Source organism: Marinobacterium lacunae, from assembly GCF_000705555.1.
GTDB classification, from domain to species: domain Bacteria; phylum Pseudomonadota; class Gammaproteobacteria; order Pseudomonadales; family Balneatricaceae; genus Marinobacterium_D; species Marinobacterium_D lacunae.
Map to the genome: position 1 here is coordinate 164,381 of NZ_JMQN01000048.1, position 19,710 is coordinate 184,090.

General features: G+C 57.7%; 19 protein-coding genes and 1 riboswitch. Of the genes, 10 read left to right on the forward strand and 9 right to left on the reverse strand.

From position 1 onward, the window contains the following. Window positions 1-89 precede the first annotated feature (89 nt). The 5 genes from glmU to ADIMK_RS17235 all read left to right on the forward strand — a co-directional run bounded on the left by glmU (window position 90) and on the right by ADIMK_RS17235 (window position 6,188). On the forward strand, window positions 90-1,454 hold the full coding sequence (glmU, locus tag ADIMK_RS17215; RefSeq protein WP_036190817.1) for a bifunctional UDP-N-acetylglucosamine diphosphorylase/glucosamine-1-phosphate N-acetyltransferase GlmU: 1,365 nt from the start codon (window positions 90-92) through the stop codon (window positions 1,452-1,454). A gap of 12 nt (window positions 1,455-1,466) precedes the next feature. Next, window positions 1,467-3,293: a glutamine--fructose-6-phosphate transaminase (isomerizing) gene (glmS, locus tag ADIMK_RS17220; protein WP_036190818.1), complete on the forward strand. Its 1,827-nt coding sequence runs from the start codon at window positions 1,467-1,469 to the stop codon at window positions 3,291-3,293. 141 nt (window positions 3,294-3,434) lie between these two features. Next, entirely contained in the window at window positions 3,435-4,061 is a 627-nt protein-coding gene (locus ADIMK_RS17225; protein WP_036190819.1) for a MarC family protein, read from the forward strand. A gap of 120 nt (window positions 4,062-4,181) precedes the next feature. Continuing rightward, on the forward strand, window positions 4,182-4,640 hold the full coding sequence (locus ADIMK_RS17230; protein WP_231517075.1) for a tellurite resistance TerB family protein: 459 nt from the start codon (window positions 4,182-4,184) through the stop codon (window positions 4,638-4,640). Between the two features lie 57 nt (window positions 4,641-4,697). Continuing rightward, window positions 4,698-6,188, forward strand: a complete 1,491-nt coding sequence (locus ADIMK_RS17235; protein ID WP_051693062.1) for an FMN-binding glutamate synthase family protein — start codon at window positions 4,698-4,700, stop codon at window positions 6,186-6,188. 50 nt (window positions 6,189-6,238) lie between these two features. Here ADIMK_RS17235 and ADIMK_RS17240 read toward each other — a convergent pair whose 3' ends face one another. Beyond that, window positions 6,239-6,445, reverse strand: coding sequence for a PA3496 family putative envelope integrity protein (locus ADIMK_RS17240; protein ID WP_036190820.1), 207 nt, complete (start codon window positions 6,443-6,445; stop codon window positions 6,239-6,241). Between the two features lie 222 nt (window positions 6,446-6,667). Beyond that, window positions 6,668-7,564, reverse strand: coding sequence for a transcriptional regulator HexR (hexR, locus tag ADIMK_RS17245; RefSeq protein ID WP_036190821.1), 897 nt, complete (start codon window positions 7,562-7,564; stop codon window positions 6,668-6,670). Between the two features lie 226 nt (window positions 7,565-7,790). Here hexR and pbpG point away from each other — a divergent pair, with 226 nt between their 5' ends. Further along, window positions 7,791-8,717: a D-alanyl-D-alanine endopeptidase gene (gene pbpG / locus ADIMK_RS17250; RefSeq protein WP_197027568.1), complete on the forward strand. Its 927-nt coding sequence runs from the start codon at window positions 7,791-7,793 to the stop codon at window positions 8,715-8,717. Window positions 8,718-8,839: 122 nt separating this feature from the next. On the opposite strand, the gene thiC is transcribed toward pbpG, so the two are convergent. Genes thiC through thiD form a run of 5 tightly spaced genes read right to left on the reverse strand, consistent with a single transcriptional unit; the run spans window position 8,840 to window position 14,032 of the window. Further along, window positions 8,840-10,714 carry a phosphomethylpyrimidine synthase ThiC gene (gene thiC / locus ADIMK_RS17255; protein WP_036190822.1) on the reverse strand — a complete coding sequence of 625 codons (1,875 nt, stop codon included), beginning with the start codon at window positions 10,712-10,714 and terminating at the stop codon, window positions 8,840-8,842. 38 nt (window positions 10,715-10,752) lie between these two features. Beyond that, the gene (locus ADIMK_RS17260) at window positions 10,753-11,685 is read right to left on the reverse strand and encodes an ABC transporter substrate-binding protein (protein ID WP_036190823.1); all 933 of its coding nucleotides are present in this window, start codon (window positions 11,683-11,685) and stop codon (window positions 10,753-10,755) included. A gap of 13 nt (window positions 11,686-11,698) precedes the next feature. Continuing rightward, window positions 11,699-12,478: an ABC transporter permease gene (locus ADIMK_RS17265; protein ID WP_036190824.1), complete on the reverse strand. Its 780-nt coding sequence runs from the start codon at window positions 12,476-12,478 to the stop codon at window positions 11,699-11,701. Continuing rightward, window positions 12,475-13,293, reverse strand: coding sequence for an ABC transporter ATP-binding protein (locus ADIMK_RS17270; protein WP_197027569.1), 819 nt, complete (start codon window positions 13,291-13,293; stop codon window positions 12,475-12,477). Before ADIMK_RS17270 ends, ADIMK_RS17265 begins: the two co-directional genes overlap by 4 nt. After that, window positions 13,217-14,032 carry a bifunctional hydroxymethylpyrimidine kinase/phosphomethylpyrimidine kinase gene (thiD, locus tag ADIMK_RS17275; protein WP_036190826.1) on the reverse strand — a complete coding sequence of 272 codons (816 nt, stop codon included), beginning with the start codon at window positions 14,030-14,032 and terminating at the stop codon, window positions 13,217-13,219. The genes ADIMK_RS17270 and thiD overlap by 77 nt, the downstream gene beginning before the upstream one ends. Before the next feature lie 62 nt (window positions 14,033-14,094). Then, window positions 14,095-14,211: riboswitch (TPP riboswitch) on the reverse strand. Between the two features lie 108 nt (window positions 14,212-14,319). Here thiD and ADIMK_RS17280 point away from each other — a divergent pair. The 4 genes from ADIMK_RS17280 (at window position 14,320) to ADIMK_RS17295 (ending at window position 17,851) form a co-directional block, all read left to right on the forward strand. Then, window positions 14,320-14,511: a zinc ribbon domain-containing protein gene (locus ADIMK_RS17280; protein ID WP_036190827.1), complete on the forward strand. Its 192-nt coding sequence runs from the start codon at window positions 14,320-14,322 to the stop codon at window positions 14,509-14,511. Window positions 14,512-14,542: 31 nt separating this feature from the next. After that, window positions 14,543-15,373, forward strand: a complete 831-nt coding sequence (locus ADIMK_RS17285) for a CHAD domain-containing protein (protein WP_081849841.1) — start codon at window positions 14,543-14,545, stop codon at window positions 15,371-15,373. 146 nt (window positions 15,374-15,519) lie between these two features. Further along, window positions 15,520-17,148: a methyl-accepting chemotaxis protein gene (locus tag ADIMK_RS17290; protein WP_036190829.1), complete on the forward strand. Its 1,629-nt coding sequence runs from the start codon at window positions 15,520-15,522 to the stop codon at window positions 17,146-17,148. A 61-nt stretch (window positions 17,149-17,209) separates the two neighbouring features. After that, window positions 17,210-17,851: an MBL fold metallo-hydrolase gene (locus ADIMK_RS17295; RefSeq protein WP_036190830.1), complete on the forward strand. Its 642-nt coding sequence runs from the start codon at window positions 17,210-17,212 to the stop codon at window positions 17,849-17,851. A gap of 3 nt (window positions 17,852-17,854) precedes the next feature. Here ADIMK_RS17295 and ADIMK_RS17300 read toward each other — a convergent pair whose 3' ends face one another. After that, window positions 17,855-18,463 carry a DUF502 domain-containing protein gene (locus ADIMK_RS17300; protein WP_036190831.1) on the reverse strand — a complete coding sequence of 203 codons (609 nt, stop codon included), beginning with the start codon at window positions 18,461-18,463 and terminating at the stop codon, window positions 17,855-17,857. Between the two features lie 8 nt (window positions 18,464-18,471). Continuing rightward, window positions 18,472-19,476 (reverse strand): 6-phosphofructokinase, encoded by a 1,005-nt coding sequence (gene pfkA, locus ADIMK_RS17305; RefSeq protein WP_036190832.1) that lies wholly within the window; start codon window positions 19,474-19,476, stop codon window positions 18,472-18,474. Between the last annotated feature and the right edge of the window lie 234 nt (window positions 19,477-19,710).

Below are 19,710 nucleotides of genomic sequence, written 5' to 3' on the forward strand. Positions count from 1 at the left end.
TGTCAATGAGCGATTACAGGCCGGCACGTCTGCCAAGTTGTGTTGTCAGTTGGATGACAGATCGGTCAAAAACATATCGGGAACGACGGATGAGTACAGACGTAGTGATTCTGGCCGCAGGTCAGGGAAGCCGCATGAAATCAAAGCTGCCCAAGGTGATGCACCGCCTGGCGGGCAAGCCCATGGTTCAACATGTCATCGATAACGCGCGTGCACTTGGCGAGGTGAACCTGCATGTAGTGATTGGCCATGGCGCCGATCAAGTGCAGTCGGCACTGTCGGATCAGTCCCTGCGCTTTGCCGTACAGCTTGAACAGCTTGGCACCGGTCACGCGGTGGCGCAGGCGCTGCCGAGCATCGGCGAAGATGCGCAGGTGCTGGTGTTATATGGCGATGTGCCGCTAACGCGTCCTGAGACGTTTGAGGCGTTGCTCAAAATAGCCGCGCAGGGTCACTTGGGTCTGCTCACGGTGGCATTGGCTGATCCCACCGGCTATGGACGGATCATCCGCAATCCGGTTGGCGATGTGGTCGCCATTGTTGAACACAAGGACGCCACGGATGAGCAGCGCCAGATCGCCGAGGTTAATACCGGCATCATGGCACTGCCAGCGCAATATCTGCATGAATGGTTGCCTCAGCTGTCGTCCGATAACGCTCAGGGTGAGTACTACCTCACCGATGTAATCGCGATGGCCGCGGACAACGGGGTACGTGTGCAGGCGATTCAGCCTGGCTGTGAGCAGGAGGTGCAGGGCGTCAACAACCGGTCGCAGCTGGCCGCTCTGGAGCGTTGGCACCAGATGCAGCTCGCCGAGCAGTTGATGACCGAGGGCGTTACGCTGGCTGATCCTGCACGTATCGATGTGCGCGGTGCGCTATCGGTTGGCCGCGATATCAGCATCGATATCAACTGCATATTCGAAGGCACGGTGGAGATCGGCGATGACGTGCGTATCGGTCCTAACTGCCTGATCCGTAACTGCCGTATCGGCGCCGGTACGGTCGTTGAAGCGAACTCTGTCATCGATGGTACCGTTGTTGAGTCCGCCTGCGTGATTGGTCCCTTTGCCCGCTTGCGTCCGGGTACAGAGCTTGCCGAGGGTGTAAAGGTCGGCAACTTTGTCGAAACCAAGAAGGCGCGTATCGGCCAGGGCAGCAAGGTTAACCATCTCAGTTACGTGGGGGATGCGCTGATCGGTCGCGACGTCAATGTGGGTGCCGGTACCATCACCTGCAACTACGATGGCGTGAACAAGTCGCTGACCGAGATCGGAGACGGCGCATTTATCGGCTCCAACAGCGCGCTGGTGGCGCCGGTCAGTGTCGGTGCCGGCGCAACAGTCGGTGCTGGCTCAACGCTGACCAAGGCGGTTGGCGATGGTGAGCTGGCGGTTGCACGTGGCAAGCAGAGCAATATTTCCGGTTGGAAGCGACCGGTCAAGCGTAGCTAAGGAGCACAGACCATGTGTGGAATAGTAGGTGCCGTAGCGGCGCGTCAGGTATCGGGAATACTGCTGGAAGGCCTGCGCAGGCTCGAGTATCGCGGTTACGATTCGGCTGGTATGGCGTTGTGGGATAACGGTGAAATTCATCGCCTGCGCCGTGCCGGCAAGGTTCAGGCACTGGCTGATGCCCAGGCTGAGCAGCCGCTCAACGGTACACTGGGCATCGCCCATACCCGTTGGGCGACCCACGGCCGTCCGTCGGAGCGTAACGCCCACCCCCATATGTCCGCCAACCGGGTGGCTGTGGTGCACAATGGCATTATCGAAAACTTCGAGCTGTTGCGTGAGGAGCTGATCGCGGCCGGCTACAACTTTGACTCGGACACCGATACCGAAGTGGTGGCGCACCTGATCGATCGCGAAGTGCAGTCCGGTGCAACCCTGCTCGATGCGTTGCGCAAGGCGATGAGCCGTTTGGAAGGTGCGTTTGCACTGGGTGTGATCCAGATCGACCATCCCGATCGATTGCTGGCCGCCCGTAAAGGCAGCCCGCTGGTGATCGGTGTCGGTATTGGAGAGCATTTCATCGCCTCCGATCAATTGGCCCTGCTGCCGGTAACCGACCGCTTCATGTTTTTGGAAGATGGCGATATTGCACGGCTGACCGTGGATCAGGTTGAAGTCTGGGATCGGGATGGACAGCCGGTCGAGCGCAGCGTCAGCCGTTTCGAGCATGGCTCGGGCAGTGCCGAGAAGGGTAACTTCAAGCACTTCATGCTCAAGGAGATCTACGAGCAGCCCGCTGTGATGCGTTCAGTGATGGAGGGGCGTATCAGCGGTGAGCGCTTGCTGGAGCAGGCGTTCGGCAATGACGCGTGCTCCCTGTTCGACCGCACCCGTCAGGTACAGATTGTTGCTTGCGGTACCAGCTACCATGCCGGTGTCGTGGCGAAATACTGGATCGAGTCGCTAGTGGGTATCCCCTGCATGGTGGAGGTGGCCAGCGAGTTTCGCTACCGGCCGGTGGTCTTGCCCGAAGGCACGCTGCTGATCACCCTGTCCCAGTCCGGCGAGACCGCCGACACGCTCGCCGCACTGCGCGATGTGCGTGAGCGTGTGCTGGGTACGCTGGCAATCTGCAACGTACCGGGCAGCTCTCTGGTGCGCGAATCCGATATCACGCTGATGACCAATGCAGGCCCCGAAATCGGCGTTGCTTCGACCAAGGCGTTTACCTCGCAGCTGGTGGCGCTGATGCTGACCACACTGGCACTGGGCCGTCGTAACGGCATCCTGAGCGAAACCGAAGCGCAGATCATCGCCGCGCTAAAACAACTGCCGGATCTGTTGCAGCAGCTACTGGCGCTGGATCCAGAGATCGAGCAGATGTCTTCTGCTTTCGCGGAGAAGCACCATGCGTTGTTCCTTGGCCGTGGCGCACTCTATCCGATTGCGCTGGAGGGAGCGCTGAAGCTCAAGGAGATCTCCTATATCCATGCCGAAGCCTACCCGGCCGGAGAGCTCAAGCATGGTCCGCTGGCACTGGTCGATAAGGATATGCCGGTGGTCACCGTGGCGCCGAGCAACGATATGCTCGACAAGCTCAAGGCCAACCTGCAGGAGGTACGTGCACGCGGCGGAGAGTTATTCGTGTTCGCGGGGCAGGATCAGAGCATCAAGCCGGAAGCTGGTGTGTCGGTTATCCGCTTGCCTGCCATGCCGGTACTGCTTGAACCGATCGCCTATACACTGCCGCTGCAACTGCTCTCCTACCATGTGGCGGTGCTCAAGGGCACGGATGTAGACCAACCGCGCAACCTCGCCAAATCGGTAACGGTCGAATAAATACCCAACTTCCCCCGTCGGTTTTATTCAGCCGACGGGGAACTCCCGCCCTTAAACGCGAATCTTATTGAGGCAGCGGTTTCCCTCCCTTCAATTTTCCCGGCCGGCCCTATCCGGCGGGCCCGAACAGGCGGCCTTTTAATGACCGAAAAGTTCATCCGTGATGCCTTGATTCTCTGGACCACCATCGACCCCATCGGCACGTTGGCGATCTTTTCAGCGATTACGGCACGTATGACATCCAGCGAGCGCAAGCGGACCGCGATCAAGGCGATCTTCTACGCATCGGTGATTCTGGTGTGCTCTGTCGTGGTGGGGCAGTTGCTGTTGTCGGCCATGGGGATACGCCTGATTTCACTTCAGTTGGCCGGAGGCCTAATCCTGTTCCTGTTCGGGCTGAAAATGATCTTTGGCGACATGAACAAGGACGTGAAAACCGGTGAGGAGAGCGGGCACGATATCGCGGTGTTCCCGCTTGCGGTGCCCTCCATCGCAACACCGGGTGCGATCATGGCGGTGATTCTGCTGACCGATAATCATGTCTACCCCATACCCGTGCAGGCGGTAACGACGTTGATCATGCTGGGTGTTATGGCGATCACCTTCCTGCTGATGCTCGCGGCAGGACCGATCATACGGGTGATCGGTAACAATGGCTCGGCGATTCTGGTCAAGGTTATGGGGATGATACTGGCAGCTCTCTCCATCGAATTTGTCATGGAAGCGCTTAAGGTAGCGCAGTGGATGGGAGGCGATCCGATCACCTGATCGCGCCCTGCACGGCAGCGTCACGATGTCACCACCAGATAGTGATGGATGAGGTGAAGAGGGGCCCGATATGAACCATTACCGGTTCAGACCGGTCTATCTGGCATATTGGGAGAGAACATGATGCTAATGAAACTCAAGTCTCTGGTGGAAACACTGCTGCCACTGGATGCCGAGCAGCAGGAAGATCCTAAAGCGCTGTTTACGCTGGCCTCTGCCGCGCTGATGGTCGAGGTGCTGGCGTCGGATTACGACCGTAAACCCGAAGAGAGGACGATGCTGCTGGCGCTGGTGAAGCGCTCCTTCGAGCTTGACGACGCGGCGGCCGATGCCCTGCTAGAGCGCGCAGAAGCTGCTCATCGGGATTCCACCGATTACTTTCGCTTTACGTCGCAAATCAATCAGGCTTGTACGCCCGAACAGAAAGTCGCGCTGATCGAGAATCTCTGGCGTGTGGCCTATGCCGACGGTGAACTGCACCGGTACGAAGAGCATGTGATCCGGCGAATCGCCGACCTTATCTATGTTCCGCACATCGATTTTATTGCCGCCAAGCATCGCGCATCCGGCACAGCCTGACTGTGTCTACCGGACGGATCGGTTAGGATAGGGCCATTCAGGTCTGGAGAACCCGTTATGAACGATACGATCTCGATGCTGGCGATCAACTTCATCGCCCTCATCGGACTGCTGTTGCTGTTGCTGATTCTGGGAGGATTAGTTGCCGCGGTCATCATGTACCAGGTTGATAAACGGCAGACGGCTCACACAATCAGGCGCAACTACCCGCTTCTGGGACGTTTTCGATACTTGTTTGAGTCGCTGGGCGAATTTTTCCGCCAGTACTTTTTTGCCATGGACCGGGAGGAGATGCCGTTTAACCGTGCTCAGCGCTCCTGGGTGTACCGTGCGGCGAAGAATATCGACAACACCGTGGCGTTTGGCTCGACCCGCGATCTGCGTCGCCCCGGTACTTACTACTTCTTGAACTGTCCTTTTCCGACGCTCAGCGAAGATGCGGCCAAAACCCAGTCGATGCGCATTGGTCCCTATTGTCGGGAGCCCTATGATGCTCCCTCGCTGCTCAATATCTCTGGCATGAGCTATGGCGCGCTGTCACGGCCTGCGGTCAAGGCGCTATCGCGCGGCGCCAAGATTGCCGGATGCTGGATGAACACCGGCGAAGGTGGGTTATCGCCCTACCATCTCGAAGGTGGCTGCGACATCGTCTACCAGATCGGCACGGCCAAATACGGTCTGCGTGACGAACAGGGTAAGCTCAGTGACGAAAAACTGGTGCAGGCCTCCGCACTGCCGCAGGTGAAGATGTTCGAGATCAAGCTCAGTCAGGGCGCGAAGCCTGGCAAGGGCGGTATTCTTCCCGGTGACAAGGTCACGGCGGAGATCGCCGAGATCCGCGGTATTCCGGTCGGGCACCCGTCGATCAGCCCCAATCGCCATCAGGAGATCGGGTCGAATGATGATCTGCTGGATGTAATCGAACATATCCGTGTGGTGACCGGAAAGCCTGTGGGCTTCAAGATGGTGCTGGGCACGACGGACTGGCTGGACGGTTTTTGCGAGGCAGTCAATAAGCGTGGCAGCGAGGCGGCGCCCGATTTTATTACACTGGACAGTGCCGATGGCGGTACCGGTGCTGCGCCGCTGCCATTGATCGACAGTGTTGGACTGCCGTTGAGGGAGAGCCTGCCGATACTGGTCAACAAGTTGATCCAGCATGGGCTGCGCAACCGCATTCGCATCATCGCATCGGGCAAATTGATTAATCCCACCGACGTAGCGGCCGCTATCTGCATGGGGGCTGATTTCGTCGTGACGGCGCGTGGCTTCATGTTCGCGCTGGGCTGTATCCAGGCGTTGCAGTGCAACAAGAACACCTGCCCTACCGGTGTGACCTCGCATAATCCCCGCTTGCAGCAGGGGTTGGTGCCGGAGGACAAGGCCGAGCGCGTGGCCCACTTCCACCACAATCTGGTACATGAGGTGGAGATGATCGCGCACTCATGTGGCGTTGCGGAGCCACGGCAACTTAAGCGTGAGCACGCCGCCATCGTCTTGGATGGCGGTACATCCGTTCCGCTGAATATTCTGTATCCCGACTCCTGAGGGTACAGAAACGCGAAAGGCCAGCGTTTAAGCTGGCCTTTCACTGTCGGCTACTCTTCGTCGAACCAGGAGTCGTTGTCGATGAAGGGTGATAGCTCTTTCTCCTCCCGGCGTCGCTCGATGGCGCGTCTTGCTTCCAGGAGTCGCTTGGATGCGTGTTGTTTGCGGCGGTTTTTCTCTTCGACATCGTAACTGACAAGGATGTCGAACACTTCGGTCTGAATTTCGTTCAGGTCCTGCTCTTTCCGTACCAGCATAATACTTGCTCCGATCAACCGGTTCAGCGGCGACCAACGGAGCGTTCAGAGGCCCGTCGGGAACCGCGAAAACGTCGCTGTAGACCCCGTTTTACCCCAATGTCGATCAAAATTCAAACAGGCTGGGGTAAGCGGTTGATCAAATACTAGGCGTGTGCTGTTGCACGAAAGTGACAGGGCGCCTTAAAAAGGCGGCCTGTTAAAAGAGGATCTTCGTTCGGCTCATTCGTCGCAATCGTCGTCTTCGGGGCGGCGTAGCAGCAGCCGTTTGTCATTCTGGCGAAGACTGCGCAGGCTGCGCTTGATCGTCTTGAGATGGTCGAAAAGCGCAGGGCCGAGTTTCATCGCCACGCCGACTGCGAGCACGTCGATCACCACCAGGTGCACGATGCGTGACGACATCAGCGTGCTTAGATCCTTGTCCTCTTCCACATCGATATGGATGGGAATCGTCGCTAAGTCAGCCAGCGGCGTATTGCCCGGGCAGAGCGCTATGACGGTCGCGCCGGTTTCGCGTACCAGCTTGACGGTATGAAGCAGATCCTTGGTGCGCCCGGTCTGGGAGATCGCAACGACCACGTCGCCTTCACCCAAGGTGACGGCGGATATCGTCTGCATGTGAGGGTCGGAATAGGCGGCGGCGGATACCTTCAAGCGGTAGAACTTGTGCTGGGCATCGGCGCATACCGGCGCAGACGCCCCAAAGCCGTAAAACTCCACGCGATTAGCCTTGGCCAGGGCGTCAATCGCCTCCTCCAGCGTGGTTGGATCGAGTTGTTCCCGGATGTTGATCAGGTTGCCGATCATCGAGTCGAAAATCTTCTGCTTGAACTCGATCACCGTGTCGGTGGAGTTCAGGGCGAATTGCTCGAAGCTGGTATTGCTGGCCAGCCCCTGCGCCAAGGTCAGCTTGAAATCCTGGAATCCGTCATAATTCAGCGCACGACAGAAGCGAACGACGGTCGGCTCACTGACATTGGCCTCGGACGCGAGATCGACGATCCGCATATGGATCACTTCATTGGGGTTAGCCAACACATATTCCGCTACTTTCTGTTCGGATTTACGCAGTTTTGAGCGGGCATCAGCGATCGATTTAAGCAGATTGAAGGAGTTCAATGGTCTTTCCTGCAAGAATCAGGGAATAGCGAATCCTGTGAGTATACCAATCCTCCCAGGCCAGGGGTAACTTTCGCACTTTTTATCTAAACTGTTGACTGAAAAAGGGAATCATATGCTAATGCAGGGATTCAAACCGGAGGAGTGTGCGTTGGTAGCGCGTTGATTTATACTCTCGTGCAATATTCTTTGCCGTTTTACGGCGTATCTCAGTAGACGAAACGGAATGATGTTGTATAAAAGCCGAGCGATACTGACCCTTTTCCTGATGTTACTGGCCGAGCCTGTTCTGGCGGCCGGTCTGAAATCCGATCCTTCCCGTCTGCACCTGGCGTCTGTCAATGCCATGGTTACCGATATCGATACCGGTGAGGTGCTGTATCAGAAGAATGCCGATGCCGTCGTGCCCATCGCATCCGTGAGCAAGTTGATGACGGCGCTAGTGACGCTTGATGCCAAGCTGGATATGGACGAGCGGATTCCGATTCGGGTGCATGACTCCATCCAGATGAAGAACGTGATTTCACGTATTCGGCTTGAAAGCGAATTGCCCCGTGGTGATGTCCTGCATCTGGCGTTGATGGCATCGGAAAACAGGGCCGCAACGGCGCTGGCGCACGCCTATCCCGGTGGTTACTTTGCATTTGTACGGGCGATGAACCTGAAAGCACAGGCGCTGGGCATGAACAGTACCCGTTTCGTTGAACCGACGGGACTCTCCTATTTCAATGTTTCCACGGCACGCGATCTGACGAAGTTGATCAAGGCGGCACGCAACTATCCGGCAGTGCATGAGATGACTACCAGTTCTAAGCTGGATGCACGCTTCAGCCACCCGAACTATGTGCTCGCGTTCTACAACACCAACCGTCTGGTCAACAACGACGAGTGGGATATTCTGCTCAGCAAGACCGGCTACAACGACGAGGCCGGACGCTGTCTGGCGCTGCTCAGTCGCATCCGAGGCCATCGAATTGCGATGGTGTTTCTCGATTCCTTCGGCAAGCGCTCCCACATCGGTGATGCATCCCGCGTACGACGGTGGCTTGAGACCGGCGACAGCGGCTCGGTACCGGCATCGGCGCGCCGGTACGAGCAGGAGAAAAATCGTGGCGGACGCAGTGCGACATTGCTGGCTGAGAAAAGCCGCTAGCGCATTGCTTAACGCGTGATAGCAAAAGGCCCCTGACCGACAGATCGGCAGGGGCCTTTTTGTGGGTGTACTGTCAGTGAAACCGGCCAACGGCATTCGTTGCCGTTGGCCTATGTTGCGCGTTACACCTTGGAATAGATCTGGGCACCGGACTCGCGGAACTCCTCCGATTTCTCCTGCATACCCTGCGCGGCCTGGGCGTTGATGGCGGCGACCTGGGCCTCGTCGAGCTCGCGCACCTCCTGAGAGATCTTCATCGAGCAGAACTTCGGACCGCACATCGAGCAGAAGTGCGCCACTTTGGCAGACTCCTTCGGCAATGTTTCGTCGTGGTAGGCCCGAGCAGTATCCGGGTCTAGACCGATATTGAACTGATCTTCCCAACGGAATTCAAAACGCGCCTTGGACATGGCGTTATCGCGGATCTGCGCGCCGGGGTGGCCCTTAGCAAGATCGGCAGCGTGGGCGGCGATCTTGTAGGTGATGATGCCGGTTTTGACGTCATCCTTGTTCGGCAGACCCAGATGCTCCTTCGGCGTTACGTAGCAGAGCATGGCGCAGCCATACCAGCCGATCATTGCGGCGCCGATGCCGGAGGTGATGTGATCGTAACCCGGTGCGATATCGGTGGTCAGCGGGCCAAGCGTGTAGAAGGGCGCTTCGTCGCACTCCTTGAGCTGCTTGTCCATGTTCTCCTTGATCATCTGCATCGGCACATGGCCGGGGCCTTCGATCATTACCTGCACATCGTGTTTCCACGCGATCTTGGTCAGCTCGCCCAGGGTTTCCAGTTCGGCAAACTGAGCTTCGTCATTGGCGTCGTAAACAGAGCCCGGACGCAGACCATCGCCAAGGGAGAACGCCACATCGTACGCCTTGCAGATCTCGCAGATCTCTTCGAAGTGGGTGTAGAGGAAGTTCTCTTCGTGGTGGGCCAGACACCACTTGGCCATGATCGAGCCACCGCGGGAGACGATGCCGGTCATGCGCTTGGCGGTCATCGGCACGTAGCGCAGCAGGACACCTGCATGGATGGTGAAGTAGTCCACGCCCTGCTCCGCCTGTTCGATCAGCGTATCGCGGAACACCTCCCAGTTCAGGTCTTCGGCCACGCCGTTGACCTTCTCCAGCGCCTGATAGATCGGCACGGTTCCGATCGGTACCGGCGAGTTGCGCAGGATCCATTCACGGGTTTCGTGGATGTTCTTGCCGGTGGAGAGGTCCATGATGGTATCGGCGCCCCAACGGGTGCCCCAGGTCATCTTCTCGACCTCTTCCTCAATGGAGGAGGTCAGTGCAGAGTTGCCTATATTGCCGTTGATCTTCACCAGGAAGTTGCGGCCGATGATCATCGGCTCCAGCTCCGGATGGTTGATGTTGCACGGGATAATGGCGCGACCGGCCGCAACCTCTGAGCGCACAAACTCGGGCGTGATCTCGGCTGGCAGGTAAGCGCCGAAATTGTGCCCCGGGTGCTGTTGCGCAACGATGCTGCCTTCAGCCTGCGCCTTGGCCAGCTTCATGTTCTCGCGGATGGCGATGTATTCCATCTCCGGGGTGATGATGCCCTGGCGTGCATAGTGCAGCTGGGTGACGTTCTTGCCGGCCTTGGCACGACGTGGCTGGCGGGTCAGTTCAAAGCGCAGCTCGTCCAGACGCAGGTCGGCGGCGCGGGCGCGGCCATACTCGCTGGTTAGTCCATCGAGCTGTTCGGTATCGTCGCGCTCAAGAATCCACTGTTCGCGCAGCGGATTGAGGCCCTTGCGCACGTCGATCTCGACAGCTGGATCAGTGTAGGGGCCGGACGTGTCATAGACATACAAGGGGTCGTTCTTTTCGCCACCGAATGCGGTCGGGGTATAGTCCAGCGTGATCTCGCGCATCGGTACGCGGATATCGGGACGGCTCCCTTCGATGTAGACCTTGCGCGATTTCGGGAAAGGCTGGACCGAGTCGGCATCGACACGGGCACTTTGGCTCAGGTGTTGGGTTGTCATAGTGGCTCCAGTATTCGGGTCGAGTCAGAAAGTTAAGTTCAGGGAGCGGTCGCGTAGGTATCGACCGACGGGGTTGCCTTGGTCAGGCCCTGTTGCTGCATGAATTCGCCAAAACGCTGGTAACGCTCGGTGTCCAATGCCGCGGGGCGCAGTGCAAATCGGGTCAGGGTATCGGCCCAGGCACGCTTGTTCAGCTCGTTATCAAGCTCGTCAGGCTTGTAGCTGACAAAGCTCTGCCAGGCCGCTTGCGGATGGTTGACGATAAACTGCGTCGCCTTCTCCACCGCTTTCATGAAACGGCTGTAGCGATCATCGCCGCGATCCTTGGCGTTGATCACCAGAATCAGTTCGTCATAGGCCGGTACGCCCTCCTCTTCGACGAAGAACGCACGTCCCGGATGTCCCTCGATATCCATCTGGTTCAGTTCGAAATTGCGGAAGGCGCCGATAACGGCATCAACCTGACCGGAGATCAGCGACGGCGATAACGACCAGTTGACGTTGACCAGTTCGATATCCTTGAGGGTCAGACCGTTTTTCTCCAGCATGGCGTGCAGCAGGGCGTCCTCGAAGCCGCTGACGGAGTAGCCGACTTTGCGGCCCTTGAGGTCGGCGATCGATTTGACCGGCCCATCCTTCAGCACTACCAGTGAATTCAGAGGTGTGGCGACAAGGGTGCCGACCCGCACCAGTGGCAGGCCTTCATCAATCTGCTGATGCAGCTGTGGCTGGTAGTTGATCGCCATGTCTGCCTTTCCGGCTGCGACCAGTTTTGGCGGCATGGAGGGATCGGCCGGTTCGACCATGGAAACCTCCAACCCCTGCTCGGCGAAGTAGCCTTTCTGCTGGGCTACGATCAGTGGGCCATGGTCAGGGTTGATGAACCAGTCCAGCAGCAGCTCAACTTTGTCCGCTGCCAGTGCCTGTGCCGAGAACAGCATGGCCAGGATCAGTGTGCTCAAGCGTTTCATGAGACTCCTCTCGTTATCGGCTCCGGCTTCTGCCGGTCGTGGGTGAATTCAGGGTATCGCTCTGCCAGGGCACCAGTCGGCGCGCGATCAGATCGATCAGGAAATAGAGGCTGACGGCGATCAGCGCCAGGATCAGCAGCGCGGCGAACATGAGGTCGACCTGCATGCGGGCATTGGCATTGAGCATCAGGTAACCAAGACCGGTGGAGGAACCGACCCACTCGCCGACGACGGCGCCGATCGGTGCGACAGACGCCGCAACCCTTAAACCCGAGCCAAACGCCGGTAGTGCTGCTGGCAGGCGTATCTGTAGAAGTTGTGTCCGTTTGTCAGCGCCAAGGGTGCGCGCCAGTTTCAGATAGGCGGTCGGTGTCTGGCGCAGGCCGTCGAAGCAGGCAGCGGTGACCGGGAAATAGATGATTAACGTTGCCATGGCAATTTTAGAGGCCATGCCGTAACCGAGCCAAAGCATCAATACCGGCGCAAGCGCAAATACAGGGATCGCCTGGCTGATCACCAGAACAGGCATCAGCCAGCGTTTCAAGCCACCCCAGGTGGCCAGAGACAGCGCGCTGATAAGGCCCAGAACAACGCCGAGCAGCAGGCCGATCAGAATCTCCGCTAATGTGACACCGGCATGGCGCAGCAATAGCGGCAGCTGTTCGATCAGTGTCGCGATGACAGATAGCGGTCCGGGCAGAATGTAACGTGGCGCGTCCGTGGTCCAGACAATGCATTGCCATAACAACGTAAGACCGAGTGCGATGATGACAGGCCGCAGCAGCTGGCTCATGCGCACTCCTGTGCCAGTAGCGTCAGCAATTCGCCTTGCAGATGAAGCAGGGCCTCATCTCTTACCGATCGGGGCGTATCGCCCTGCGGCTCAATCGGGTTGGACAAACGTGCCGGCTGGCCCTGCAACACAAGAATACGGTCGGACAGGCGCAAGGCTTCAAGTGGATCGTGGGTAATCATCAATACCGTGCGCTCACTCAGTAACGACGCAGCCAGATCCTGAAGGCGCAGACGGTTGATGGCATCCAGCGCCGAAAAAGGCTCATCCATGCACACCAGGGGGCGATCCTGAAACAGGGTGCGGGCAAGGGCGACACGTTGACGCTGTCCGCCGGAGAGATCGCTCGGCCTTACATCGGCCTTGTCGCCAAGACCAACCTGAGAGAGCAGGTAGTGTGCAAGCTCTTTCTGTTCGGGCCTGACATTGCGCTTCTGGCTCAGTCGCGCGCCGAGCAAGACGTTGTCGAGTACATTCAGCCAAGGCAGCAATAGATCGTCCTGAGCCATCCAGGCAACGCGGCCGGACAAGGGTTTTCCGTCGCTGCAGGTCAGAGTGCCCCCGATCTCCGCGTCATCGGCGATACCGCAAAGCAATTGGAGAAGTGAGCTCTTACCGACTCCGGACTGCCCCAAAATACTGGTCCAAAGACCCGACGGCAGATCAAGGTTCAGGTCACTGAAGACGCAGTGCTGCTGCCAGTGCAGGCTGGCGTGCTCAAGCCGGATATCCACGTGTTCACCACCACCGGTGGAAATGGTGGGTTGGGCCGTGACCGGAACCGACCTGAAGCCGGTCGGCGGCTTGAATGGCATCCGTTATATAGGCTTTTGCTGCCTCGACGGCTCGGACGATGTCCAGACCGCGGGCGAGTCCCGCTGCAATGGCCGACGAGAGTGTGCAGCCGGTGCCGTGGGTGTTGCGTGTTGCGATGCGCTTGGCCGGTAGCCAATGTTCACTGTGATCGAGCAAAAGCAGATCTGCGCTGTCGTCACTGCTTGATTCGCTCAGATGACCGCCTTTGATCAATACGCCCTGAGGACCCAGTTGCCGCAGTGCTTGCGCCTGTGCCCGCATGTCATCCCGCGATTCGGCTTCGTCTGTGCCCAGCAGGACAGCCGCTTCCGGCAGATTAGGGGTTATCAGCCTCGCAAGGGGAACCAGTTCGTTGCGTAGCGCAGAGACGGCTTCATCGAGCAGTAGCTTGTCGCCGCTCTTGGCAACCATAACCGGGTCCAGCACGATATTGGTGATGGCTCTCTCGCGGAGAATACCCGCGATGGTCTCAATGGTTTCCGGGCGGCTGAGCATGCCGATCTTGATCGCGTCGACGACCAGATCATCAAGCACGGTATTAAGCTGGTCTGCGATAAAGGCGGCTGGAACGTCATGGATTGCGCGCACTTCACGTGTGTTCTGTGCAGTCAGCGCGGTAATCACCGACGCGCCGAATACGCCGAGTGCCGAAAAGGTTTTCAGGTCAGCCTGAATGCCGGCACCGCCGCCGCTATCGGAACCGGCGATGGTCAACGCGATGGGGGTTGAATGTGTCATATCAGGCTCCTGTGCCGTGGATAAACCGCACAGTCGGCCCGAACAGCAGATAGTACTGGGGCATACGGAATATCTCGATTTCCTACGCCGGTCCAAGCCGGATCAGGTTCAGCGGGTTTAATCTCAGCCCGTACCATTCGCGTTCCAACGCCAATGACGGGGCACCCCGACCAAGATAGATGTCGCGCCCAGTTTAGGTGGAGTCGGGTTGTCTGTCCACAGCTCCGGCAAAGCGCGCCGGATCAGCTATAAATGAAGGGGAGCGTTCGATCTTCGTGAGGTGAGATATGAATCCGCAGGAGGATGTCGATGTCAGCTGCCCTTGGTGTAACGAGCCGGTAACCCTCGTTGTCGAGTGTATCGAGCCGGATCAGGAGTACACCGAGGATTGTCCGGTCTGCTGTGCGCCGATGCTGGTCAGGGTTGTAATACCCCAGTTCGGTATGCCGCAGGTGGAGGTGGATCGGGAAGGCGGTTGATTGTTTTAAAGCAGAACCGGGTGGGATTGAAATGTATGACAAGGAGATAAAGTCCCTGCCAAAAAGGCCCAAGGCACATATTAGAACCTTGGGCCTGTCGATACTTCGGGAAGCACAGGGCTGTGCTCAAACCCCCGAACAACTGGGCCAGAAGGAGACGATTCACCGGGTCCGTGTTGCGATGAAACGAATGCGCGCTTTGATCCGCTTGTTGCACGCGTGCCTTCCATCCCGCGATAGTGCGGTGCTGGATCGTCTGTGCCGGCAGATCGCCGCTGACCTGTCGTCCAATCGCGATGCGGATGTGGCGATCGATACGCTGATTGTGTTGGCCGGAGAGGATCGCGATGCCGGTGTCTGTCAACGATTGCTCGCAGCATTAGAGTCGTCCTCGAGCACGTCCGATCAAACCGACTGCGACCAGCCGCCGGACTGGCAAGGGGTCTTGCAGCGGCTTGAGCAGATAGAAGGCGTATTCATCTGTGCCCCGCTTAAAGGGCTGCGCAAGCGGCATCTGCGTAAAGGCGGAGATCGCGGCATGCGACAGGGGCGCAAATTGTGGCGACGGGTCCGCAAAACGGAGGAGGTCGAAGCGCTGCATGACTGGCGTAAGGCGGTAAAGCGAAGCTTCTACCAGTCCCAGCTGTTGTCCGATGGCGAAAGCGGTGACAAGGATTTGAAGGCGCTCGGTGGTTGTCTCGGTGATCTGCATGATCTCGATATGCTCGAGCAGCGTCTTAACGAGCGCAGAAGGCTGTATTGGTTGGAGGACCTGCAGTGGGTGCTACCTCGCCTGCAGCGTCGTCGTCGGGACCTTCTGGCTCAGGCCCGGAAATTGGGCGGCAGGATCTATTTCAATTAGTGTCGCACATCTTCAGCAAATAGTTGGTTCGCGAAACAAAGCGGTGCTAGTCTGGCGTTTGCACTCTCCGTGCTTTTGTCATTGGTGACCGGGCATTTCGATCCGTTCCCTACCCTAATATGTCCCATGGAAAATGGAGTTTGTCCATGAGCTTATCGAATCTGTCTGTGCGAGGAAAATTGTGGGTTCTGATACTGGTGGCGGCCTTCCTGTTGGGGTTGGTATCGCTGCTGGCACTGCAGGACATGCGCTCATCCCTGTTCAGCGAACGCGAACAGAAACTTGAGGCGCTTGTCAGTGTCGCCTGGCACGCTCTGGAGCGGGAGCAGAGCCGGGTTGATGCCGGTGAGCTGACGCTTGAGCAGGCACAACGTAATGCCCGTGAGCTTCTGTCCGGCATGGACTACGACGAGGACGGTTATTTCTTTGCACTGGACAAGCAGGCACGCTTCGTGGTGCACGGTGCGGACGAAAAGCTCGTCGGTAAGGCGATGGCCCAGACAAAGACTTCCGATGGCCAGCCGATTTTTTCCGAGATGGCTAGGCTGATCGGTACGTCCAACAATGATCGGTATTTTCATTACATGTGGCCCAAGGCCGGAGAGCGTGAGCCTCAGAGTAAAGTCAGTTATGTGCACACCTTCAAGCCTTGGGGGTGGGTCATTGGCACAGGTCTCTATGTACAGGATATCAATGCGGCCTTTCTCTCTGAGGCGATGCATATTGCTATCCAGTTGCTCGTGGCACTTGTCATCATGGGGGCGATCGCCTGGATTATTGGACGGGCGATATGCCAGCCACTTGATCGTATCGCTGAGGTAATGATCAAGGTTGCCGCAGGCGATCTGCGCGAGCGCACGGGGCTGCAGAGCCGTGATGAACTGGGCAAGGTCGGTCGGCAAATCGACAAGACGCTCGAAGTATTCCGTAATCTCGTGCACAGCATATCGGCAAGCTCTTCCCAGTTGACCGGCAGTGCCTCCGAATTGGCGCACAGTGCAGAGATGACCAGTGGCGCCCTGAGTCAGCAGGCTCAGGAAGCCGAGCTGTTGTCCACGGCTATGAACGAAATGGCGGCCAGTATCCATGAGATTGCGCGTACGGCGGGCGAAACCTCCAGTGCCATCGACAGTGCCGATCATGAAGCGGACGAAGGCAGTCGTGACGTCGACGATACCGTTACCCGTATAAAGGCGCTTGCCAAGGAGGTTGAAGAAGCCTCAAGCGTGATCAAGGCCCTCGAAGGTGACACTGAGCAGATCAGCGAGGTGCTTGGCCAGATCGAAGCGATATCGGAGCAGACCAATCTGTTGGCGCTGAACGCGGCGATTGAAGCAGCAAGGGCCGGAGATTCAGGTAGAGGTTTTGCTGTGGTGGCCGACGAGGTACGTCAGCTTGCTCAACGTACGCGGGGGTCCACCGAACAGATTCGCGACATGAACGAGCGCTTGAGCAAGGCCGCCAAGCGAGCCGTCGATGTGATGGAAAGGTCCAGCCAGCGTGCGGATGAAAGTGTCGAACGAGCGCTGCTTGCAGGCGAGGAGCTGTCCCGCATCGTATCGGATATGAATGCTGTCCGCGATATGGGGGTACAGGTGGCTGCGGCCACAGAGGAGCAAAGTGCTGTTTCCGAGGAGATGAACAATAATCTGTTGTCGATTACCCAGGCTTCCGAAGCGACTGTCAGCGCCGCGAACACAGTAGCGGCCAGCAGTGAGCAGCTCAAAGCTCTGGCCCAACAACTGCAGAGCGAAATTAGCCGTTTCCAAACCTGATTGGGCCGTCCAGGCACCCTGCGTATACTGGGTGCCTGTTCTTCCTGATGTAGAGAGTGTTATGAAATTCCGTATTATTCCTGTGACGCCCTTCCAGCAGAACTGCACGCTGCTCTGGTGTGAGAAAACCCGAGAGGCGGCGGTGGTCGATCCCGGCGGAGACATCGATAAAATTCTGGCCGCTATCGAGGAAGAGGGCGTGAACCTGACGCGCATCCTGCTGACGCACGGTCACCTGGATCATGTTGGTGGTACCGCTGAACTCATGCAACGTAAAGGGGTGCCTGTCGAAGGGCCTGAACGTAATGACCAGTTCTGGATTGACGCACTGACACAGCAGTGTGCCATGTTCGGTTTTGGTCAGGTGGAAAGCTTCGATCCGGATCGCTGGCTTGAGGAGGGTGATCAGGTTCAGGTAGGCGACGAGACTCTGGATGTACTCCACTGCCCCGGACATACCCCCGGCCATGTGGTGTTCTTTCATAAGGGGGAGCAGCTGGCACTGGTGGGTGACGTGCTGTTTCAAGGTTCGATCGGCAGGACTGACTTCCCCCGGGGCGATCACGATCAGCTGATCAGGTCCATCAGGGAAAAGCTGTTTCCCCTCGGGGATGAAGTCCGTTTCATCCCTGGCCATGGCCCCATGTCCACATTCGGTGCCGAGCGCCTGAGCAATCCTTTCGTTGCAGACCGGCGCGGGTGAGGGTCAGTCCTCCGCGCGATTGCTGGTGGACACGCCGCCGCTGACGATAAAGGTGGTCACTTGGCTGGCTTTGGCTTCAATAGGGGTAACGCGCTCACGCGGCACGATCACCAGATTGCCGGCAAAGTTGTAGGACTGTGGCAGGTAGACGGCAATATCATCCTTTAAGCCGAACATCGACAGGTCGTCACGAGTGATGAAACCGGCTACCCGAAGACCTGGGTCAGGAGTCAGTTGCACCAGAACCGGGCGGTCGAATCCGCGGTTGTCCCCCAGCAACGCCTTGAACAGGTCGGACAGAGATGTGTAGAGCAGTCTGACCAGCGGAATACGCTGCAGCAGTCGATCAATGCGGCCAAGCAGAAAGCGACCGAGATACATCGACGCTAGCATGCCGGTCACCGTAATTAGCCCCAATACCATGAGCAGACCCATAATCGAGGTCAGCCAGGTGGGTAGCTCAAGCTCGAACAGCTGCACCAGATGCTCTCCGATCAGCGAAAACATCAGGTCATTAAGCGTGCCGACGATCAGCCAGAACAGGTAAAAAGTGAGCACTGCCGGTAACAGCACCAGTAATCCCTGAAAAAAGAAACGCAGCAACAGTTTCATCCTGTCTCCTATCGGTGGACCTGCAGTGCGAGCTCGAGAAGTGTCGGATCCAGCCCCTTGCGGAAGCGGATCACATCCTCGAGAGGCACGTCGATTATCTGCCCGTCACGTACTCCCACCATGATGTCCGAATAGCCAGCACAGAGGTAACTGACAGCCATGGCGCCCATGCAGGTAGCCAGTACACGGTCATGTCCCGTTGGACTGCCACCGCGTTGAATGTGCCCCAGTATGCAGACGCGAGGGTCCTGCCCATGCTCCTTGAGCTGCTCGGCAAGGCGATAGGTAAGGCCTGGCTCCGGGCCTTCTGCGACCACAATAATGCCACTCGAGCCTGTCCCGGCACGTCGGGCGGCGGCGAGTTCTTCGCTGATACGGGATATCTCGATGGCGCGTTCCGGTACCAGAATCATCTCGGCCCCGGCCGCCATCCCGACATGAATGGCGATAAAGCCGGACGCCCGTCCCATCACCTCGACCAGAAAGTGTCGTTCATGGGAGGAAGCCGTATCGCGAATTCGGTCGATCGCCTCAAGTGCCGTGTTCACGGCTGTGTCGAAGCCTATTGTATCGTCAGTGCCAAATATATCGTTATCGATTGTGCCCGGCAGCCCAATCACTTCTATTCCGGTTTCCTGCTGGAACAGATGAGCGCCGGTCAGCGAACCGTCTCCGCCGATTACGACCAACGCGTCGATGCCCCGGGCTTTTAGAATGTCGGCAGCGCTTGAACGCACCTCCGGTTTCTTAAAAGCCTCGCAGCGGTCACTTTTCAGAATTGTGCCGCCGCGCTGAACTATGTTGCTCACTGATGAGGAGGACATGGGGGCCATATCGTCACTTATCAGACCGCTGTAGCCGCGGTTAATCCCGAATACCTCTATACCCTGATGCAGAGCGGCGCGAACAACACCGCGTATTGCAGGGTTCATTCCCGGCGCGTCACCTCCGCTGGTCATAATGGCAATGGATCGGACCGGTCTCTGAACCGTTAATGAAGGCAGCGTATACATCCTACTCTCCTTGTTGCAGCCAGCAGGAAATAGCGAGTTTGGGCTTGGTGGCAAATACCTCGACACTATCATCGGTTGATGACAACCGAGATGTCCAGATGCATAGCATTGATAGTGGAACAAGGGAGTTGGTTCCCGAATTACGGGTGTGTAGATAGCTGGGAAAAGAGAGGCAATGCTGCATATAGATACGTGGTTAAAAAATTATTACATTCCCCTGTTGACTCCCTCGGG

Bases quoted from the DNA above. Each gene is read 5' to 3' on its own strand.
- ADIMK_RS17240 (WP_036190820.1), bottom strand. From the start codon at position 6,445: ATGCTGGTACGGAAAGAGCAGGACCTGAACGAAATTCAGACCGAAGTG.
- pfkA (WP_036190832.1), bottom strand. From the start codon at position 19,476: ATGTATACGCTGCCTTCATTAACGGTTCAGAGACCGGTCCGATCCATT.
- ADIMK_RS17265 (WP_036190824.1), bottom strand. From the start codon at position 12,478: ATGAGCCAGCTGCTGCGGCCTGTCATCATCGCACTCGGTCTTACGTTG.
- ADIMK_RS17300 (WP_036190831.1), bottom strand. From the start codon at position 18,463: ATGAAACTGTTGCTGCGTTTCTTTTTTCAGGGATTACTGGTGCTGTTA.
- glmS (WP_036190818.1), top strand. From the start codon at position 1,467: ATGTGTGGAATAGTAGGTGCCGTAGCGGCGCGTCAGGTATCGGGAATA.
- ADIMK_RS17260 (WP_036190823.1), bottom strand. From the start codon at position 11,685: ATGAAACGCTTGAGCACACTGATCCTGGCCATGCTGTTCTCGGCACAG.
- ADIMK_RS17230 (WP_231517075.1), top strand. From the start codon at position 4,182: ATGATGCTAATGAAACTCAAGTCTCTGGTGGAAACACTGCTGCCACTG.
- ADIMK_RS17290 (WP_036190829.1), top strand. From the start codon at position 15,520: ATGAGCTTATCGAATCTGTCTGTGCGAGGAAAATTGTGGGTTCTGATA.
- ADIMK_RS17270 (WP_197027569.1), bottom strand. From the start codon at position 13,293: ATGCCATTCAAGCCGCCGACCGGCTTCAGGTCGGTTCCGGTCACGGCC.
- ADIMK_RS17225 (WP_036190819.1), top strand. From the start codon at position 3,435: ATGACCGAAAAGTTCATCCGTGATGCCTTGATTCTCTGGACCACCATC.
- glmU (WP_036190817.1), top strand. From the start codon at position 90: ATGAGTACAGACGTAGTGATTCTGGCCGCAGGTCAGGGAAGCCGCATG.
- pbpG (WP_197027568.1), top strand. From the start codon at position 7,791: ATGATGTTGTATAAAAGCCGAGCGATACTGACCCTTTTCCTGATGTTA.
- thiC (WP_036190822.1), bottom strand. From the start codon at position 10,714: ATGACAACCCAACACCTGAGCCAAAGTGCCCGTGTCGATGCCGACTCG.
- thiD (WP_036190826.1), bottom strand. From the start codon at position 14,032: ATGACACATTCAACCCCCATCGCGTTGACCATCGCCGGTTCCGATAGC.
- ADIMK_RS17235 (WP_051693062.1), top strand. From the start codon at position 4,698: ATGAACGATACGATCTCGATGCTGGCGATCAACTTCATCGCCCTCATC.
- ADIMK_RS17285 (WP_081849841.1), top strand. From the start codon at position 14,543: ATGTATGACAAGGAGATAAAGTCCCTGCCAAAAAGGCCCAAGGCACAT.
- ADIMK_RS17280 (WP_036190827.1), top strand. From the start codon at position 14,320: ATGAATCCGCAGGAGGATGTCGATGTCAGCTGCCCTTGGTGTAACGAG.
- ADIMK_RS17295 (WP_036190830.1), top strand. From the start codon at position 17,210: ATGAAATTCCGTATTATTCCTGTGACGCCCTTCCAGCAGAACTGCACG.